The sequence below is a fragment of the Nocardia carnea genome (assembly GCF_029868855.1).
Classification (GTDB): domain Bacteria; phylum Actinomycetota; class Actinomycetes; order Mycobacteriales; family Mycobacteriaceae; genus Nocardia; species Nocardia carnea_A.
The window spans coordinates 1-5,726 of record NZ_JARWOV010000119.1; the positions used below are offsets into that span (position 1 = coordinate 1).

At 67.1% G+C, this 5,726-nt stretch carries 5 protein-coding genes and 1 pseudogene; 2 read left to right on the forward strand and 4 right to left on the reverse strand.

From position 1 onward, the window contains the following. Positions 1-135: pseudogene (locus QH195_RS35235) on the forward strand (M20/M25/M40 family metallo-hydrolase); the annotation flags it as partial. 71 nt (positions 136-206) lie between these two features. Here QH195_RS35235 and QH195_RS11690 read toward each other — a convergent pair. Continuing rightward, a complete protein-coding gene (locus QH195_RS11690; RefSeq protein ID WP_280435371.1) occupies positions 207-3,206 on the reverse strand; it encodes a UPF0182 family protein in 3,000 nt (999 codons plus the stop codon). Positions 3,207-3,386: 180 nt separating this feature from the next. Here QH195_RS11690 and QH195_RS11695 point away from each other — a divergent pair, with 180 nt between their 5' ends. Beyond that, positions 3,387-3,980, forward strand: coding sequence for a PPA1309 family protein (locus tag QH195_RS11695; protein ID WP_280421980.1), 594 nt, complete (start codon positions 3,387-3,389; stop codon positions 3,978-3,980). A gap of 24 nt (positions 3,981-4,004) precedes the next feature. Here the strand turns inward: QH195_RS11695 and QH195_RS11700 are convergent, their stop codons facing one another. The 3 genes from QH195_RS11700 to QH195_RS11710 all read right to left on the reverse strand — a co-directional run. Beyond that, on the reverse strand, positions 4,005-5,030 hold the full coding sequence (locus QH195_RS11700) for a YlbL family protein (protein ID WP_280421981.1): 1,026 nt from the start codon (positions 5,028-5,030) through the stop codon (positions 4,005-4,007). A gap of 98 nt (positions 5,031-5,128) precedes the next feature. Further along, on the reverse strand, positions 5,129-5,359 hold the full coding sequence (locus QH195_RS11705; RefSeq protein WP_280422010.1) for a mycoredoxin: 231 nt from the start codon (positions 5,357-5,359) through the stop codon (positions 5,129-5,131). Positions 5,360-5,451: 92 nt separating this feature from the next. Then, on the reverse strand, positions 5,452-5,726 hold a 275-nt coding region (locus QH195_RS11710), incomplete at its 5' end, for a hypothetical protein (protein WP_280435372.1).

Genomic DNA, 5,726 nt, shown 5'->3' on the forward strand with positions numbered 1-5,726 from the left:
GTCGACGCGATGAACGAGGCCATCCTGGCGCACGATCCACACGGGCGGACGGTGCCGTACATGCTGTCCGGCGGTACCGATGCGAAGGCGTTCGCGCATCTGGGGATCCGGTGCTTCGGATTCGCGCCGCTGCGGGGCCGCCGCCGGCGCGGCCCGCCCCCCCCCCCCCTCTTCGTTATCTGTGGGCCTGTGGATCGTCCCAGCTGTTACCTGCCGGCATCCTGGTATGCCTTGACCGCGGCATCCAGCTCGTCCAACGCCCGGCCGAAGTCCTCGAAGTTCCCGGTACGCATCGCAGTGCGGACCGCTTCGATCTTGCGGTTCAGTTCGGCCGCGGCGGCGTTCTGCGCCGCCGAACCCGTTGCCGCCGGTGGCGGGGCTGCACCGTCGGTCGTACCGGCGCCCTGGTCCTGGGGTTCCTGATCCGTTTCGGCCGGTGGCGGCGCGGCGCCGGGACTCGGTCGCGTGGCCGGATCGCCACCCGACGGGGTCGCCAGCGCACCGGCCCCCGGCAGCACCTGGTTCAGCGCGTCGGCGAGGGTCGACCCGTACCCGACCTTCACGCTGCCCGCCTGGTCGCGATAGCTCACCAGCACGCGCAGGAGCTGGGGGAAGGTCGCCGTGTTCTGGCCGGTATTGCGTTCGTTGTAGAACGGCTCGACGTACAGGATCCCGCCGTCGGCAACCGGCAAGGTGAGCAGATTGCCATATCTGATCTTGTTCGAGTTGGACAGCAGTGTCTTCTCCTGCGAGACCTGCGGCGCCGTCGTCATCGTGTTCTGCGTCTGCTGCGGCCCCTGTGTCTGGGTATCGGTCGGCAATTGCAGGATTCTGAACTTGCCGTAGCCCTCGGGATCGGAGCGCACCGAGATATAGGACGACAGGAACTGCCGGTTGTAGCCGACCATCGCGCTGGTCAGGTTGAATGACGGCTTACCGGTCTCCGGATCGCCCAGCAGCACGTAGTAGGGCGGCTGGCTCGCCGACACACCCTCCACCGTCGGATCGGCCGGCACCGACCAGAACGCGTTGTTGGTGAAGAACTCGCGCGGATCGTCCACGTGGTACTTGGTGAGCATCTCGCGCTGGACCTTGAACAGATCCTCGGGATACCGGAAATGCGCCCGCAGCTCGGGACTGATCTCGCTCTCCGGGTTCACCGCGTCGGGGAACACCCCGCGCCAGGCCTGCAGGACCGGATCGGTGGGGTCGGTCTCGTAGAGCTCGACGGTGCCGTCGTAGGCGTCGACGGTCGCCTTCACCGAGTTGCGGATGTAGCTGACCTCCTTACGGGGCAGCAACCGGCCGGTGCGCTGGTCGATACTGTCCTCGAGCGCACCCTCCAACGAAGTGGTCTGCGCGTAGGGGTAGCTGTCGAGAGTGGTGTAGGCGTCCACGATCCACTTGATCCGGCCGTCCACGACCGCGGGGTAGGCGTTCCCGTCCGGGGTCAGCCACGGTGCGACCTTCTCCACCCGCTCGCGGGGCGAACGGTTGTAGAGGATCTTCGAGTCGGCGCTGATCGCCGAGGAGAACAAGATATTGCGTTCGGCGTACTTGGCGGCGAAGGCCAGCCGGTTGAACCAGTTACCGATCGGCACACCGCCGGCACCGTCGTAGGTGAACCGCGCCTGGTCGGAGTCGTACTCGCGGGGAGCCTGACCCTCTTCCGTGCCGACGATGGCGTAGTCGGGGTCGGACTGCGAGATGAGCTCGCCGTAATAGATCCGCGGCTGATCGACCGGGATCTGCTGCTGGTCCTTCGGGGTGAACAGATCACTCACCATGAAGATCGGATAACCGGAGTCGCTGCTGTTGCTGGCGGTGTTGACGTCCTCGGACTGCGGCCGGTTCACCCGGTTGGCGGGCGCCGCGACGAAACCGTTGCCATGGGTGTAGACGGTGTGCTTGTTGATCCAGTCGGTCTGGTTCCCGCTCAAGCTGGCCGGCGACAGTTCACGTGCAGCCACAATGTAGTCCTGGATCTGACCGTTGAGCTCGTACCGGTCGATATCCAGGGCCTCGGGGAATCCGTAGAAGTTCTTCAGCTGACGCAGCTGCGTGAACGTCGGCGACAGGATGTTCGGATCGAGCAGCCGGGCATTGGCGATGGTGGCATGGTCGACCGGCACATTCACCGGGTTCTTGCTGCTCTCGCCCTTGTAGTCGACGTATTCGATCTTGTCGTCGGTGATTCCGTATGCCTGCCGAGTGGCTTCGATATTGCGCTCGATGTACTCGCTTTCCTTCTCCGCCGCGTTCGGGCGCACCGAGAACTGTTCGACCATCAGCGGCCACACCGCACCGACCAGCACCGAGGAGAGCACCAGCAGCGCCGCCGCCATCGCGGGCACCCGCAGGTCACGCAGGACGATGCCGGCGAAGAACGCGATCGCGCAGATGATCGCGATGGACAGAAGGATCAGCTTGGCCGGCAGGACCGCGTTGATATCGGTGAACGAGCCGCCGTTGAAGGTCGGCTCCTTGCGGCTGCTCATCAACAGCTGATACCGGTCGAACCAGTACGCTACGGCCTTGAGCAACACGAAGGTCCCGGCCAGCGCCGCGAGCTGGACCCGCGCCGGCGTGGTGAGCACACCCTCGCGACCGGTCAGGCGGAGACCACCGAAGATGTAGTGCGTCACCAGATTCGCGAAGAAGGCGATGACCACGGCGACGAACAGCCAGTTCAGCACCATCCGGTAGAACGGCAGATCGAAGGCGTAGAAACCGACGTCCAAACCGAACTGGGGCTCGGTACGGCCGAACGAACCGCCGTGCAGGAACAATTGGACGGTAACCCAGTTCGACTGCGCCACCAGCCCCGAGAGAATGCCCAGCAGCGCCGGGATACCGAGACCGAACAGCTTCAGTTTGCTCAGCACGGTGGTGCGGTAGCGCGCGATCGGATCACCGGCCCCGGAGGTCGGCACGAACACCGGCCGGGATCGATAGGCCAGCAGCAACGCCAGCCAGACGATCGCGCCGACGACGACCGCGACCGCCAAGAAGATCGCGACCCTGGTCAATAGGACGGTCAGGTAGACGCCACGGAAATCGACTTCCCCGAACCACAACCAGTTCGTGTACGTGTCGACGAGCCGTGGCCCTACCAACAGCAGTGCGGCCAGCACCACCGCCGCCACCAGCAGCAGACGGCTGCGCCGGGACAGCGAGGGTAAACCGGCTTGGGGGCGCATGCCCACGATGCCACTCTCCAGGGTCCGGCGGCGGGCGAACCGGTAGCGCCACCGGCCGCTGCGCCGCAGTCCGAATTGTTGCGGTCGGGTCCGTGCGGACCTTCAGCGCCCACTTTACGGAAAACGGACATCTTCGCGACCGCAGGGTTGGGGCGGTGTCGCCGCGCCGGATGCGAGGATGGTCCGGTGAGCGACGACCTGCATGCCGAAATAGTCCTTGCCCGTTCCGTCCACGAGGTCGCCGAGTTCGTGGACGCCGAGGGCTGGGGCGCCGCACCGCAGATGTTCGCTCTGGTGCGGACCGCGGATCTGGTGATCGCCGAGCCCACCCTCATCGATGAGATCGACACCGCGAACGAACTGACTCCGGTGGCACAGGATCCCCTGCCCGACGAGGTCGCCGCCGGAACGATGCCGCTGGACGAATTCCTGGCCACCACGAGCTGGCCGCCCGCGGTGGCCGGATGCGTCCTGGTTCAGGAGATCGTGGTCCTGCCACCGGACGCCGAGGAGGATCTCGACGACGCCCTGACTCCGCTGCTGGCCGATGCCGATGCCGCCGACGCCGCCGGCCGGGCCGCCGCCCACGCGCATCCGGAGCGGCGGGACGCCCGCCTGTTCGCCGCCGCGCTGCGCACCGGAAACAGCCTGTGCCTGCTGCAGTTGCGGCCCGAGGACGAAGCCGAGGACGACGGCGATCTGGATCTGCGTACCTACCCGGATCTCGCGCCGAATCTGGTCGAGGCACTGCGCCATACGCTGGAGGACGCCGGCGACTAGCCACCGGTGCCGCCGGCCCCGGGATCAGCCGCAGCTCGGGGCCTGCTCGCCCGCCGAGAGATCTTCCAGCGCCTGAACCGCCCCGGCCAAGGTCTCCACGCGCACCAGCCGCAGCCCGTCCGGCACCCGCTGGATCGCCTCGCTGCAGTTGTCCGCCGGCACCAGGAAGGTTTCGGCGCCCGCCTCCCGGGCGGCCATCATCTTGTACTGGATTCCGCCGATCGGACCGACCTTGCCGTTCTCGTCGATGGTGCCGGTGCCGGCGATGAAGGCACCGCCGTCGAGATCGCCCGGGCTCAACTTCTCGACCAGCGCCAGGCTGAACATCAGTCCGGCGGACGGCCCACCGATATCGGGCAGGTGGAAATCGACCGCCATCGGCGGCGCCGCGGCCTCGGTGGGAGTGAGGCCCAGATAGCCCTTGGTCTCGTCGTCGGGGCGCGCACCGAGGGTGATATTCACCGTCTGCTCGGCGCCGTCGCGGCGGATGACCAGCGACAGCACCGTACCCGGCGCGCTGCTCGACACCGCGGTGACGACATCCTGCGGGGTCGATATCGGGGTGCCGTTCACGCTCACGATCTGGTCGCCCGGCCGCACCACGTCCCGGGACGGGCCCTCCTCGGACACCTCGTGCACCAGCACCGCGGTGGGCAGGTTCAGCTGACGCATCGCCGCGACCTCGGCATTGCTCTCCGAGTTCGTGAACTCCTGCTCGTTGGACTTGTCCACTTCCTCGCGGGACAGCCCCGGTGGATACACCTCGGCCCGCGGCACGATGCCGTGCCGGCCGCTGACCCAGAACCCGAGCGCCTCGAACAGGGTCAGGCCGTCACGCATGGCGATCGTCGTCATATTCAGATGACCGGACGTCCGGTCCAGCTCGGCGCCGGTCACCCCGACGACCTCGCGACCCTCGAATTTCCCCAGCGTGTCATGGGTGGGCCCGGGCCCCAGTGCGACGAACGGCACGGTGTAGACACTGCCGACCACACCGAGCAACAGGACGGGGACCAGGGCGACGAGGAGCGTGATGATCCGACGATTCACCCGGTCAACACTAGCGATCCGAACCCGCCCGGCGCCCGCAGGCACGCGCGAGCCGGCCGCCCTCACCTATCGGTGTCGTATCAGCGGCGCCCGGATGCTCACGCCTGCCGGGCGAGCGCCTTCTTCACATCGGCCAGCGACGGGTTCGTGGCCGTGGAGCCGTCGGCGAACTTCACGGTGGGCACCACATGGTTGCCGTTGTTCACACTGCCCACGAACTCCGCCGAGGCCGGGTCCTGCTCGATATCTATCTCCACATAGGTGATCCCGGCCTCTTTCAGCTGGGTCTTCAGCCGGCGGCAGTAACCGCACCAGGTGGTGGAGTACATGGTCAGATCGGGTGTCGAATCACTCACGCAGAGAGCAACGCCGCCGCGGGTGCCGGTGTTCCGCACCGATCCGTTCGATTTGCTGCCCTGTGTCACATCACCTTCCTGTCCCGGACCACGGCGGCCTCGGCCCACCCGGGCGAGCACGCCGACCCGGCCACGATCCGGACGACAGCGGCCACGCCGGATCGCGTTGTCCGCATCGGCGGGCAGCACGCCGGCCAGAAGCGTTGCCGGACGAGCGGCTCGTCCGGCAGGCCGGCGACGATATAGACCTCGGTCAACCGCCAGGGGGGCCCGGGTCTCGAGGTCCGCGACACCACAGCGCGAACATACCGGCGCCCACCACAGGCCGCGTCGGGCCGGC

Bases quoted from the DNA above. Each gene is read 5' to 3' on its own strand.
- QH195_RS11705 (WP_280422010.1), bottom strand. From the start codon at position 5,359: ATGTACTCCACCACCTGGTGCGGTTACTGCCGCCGGCTGAAGACCCAG.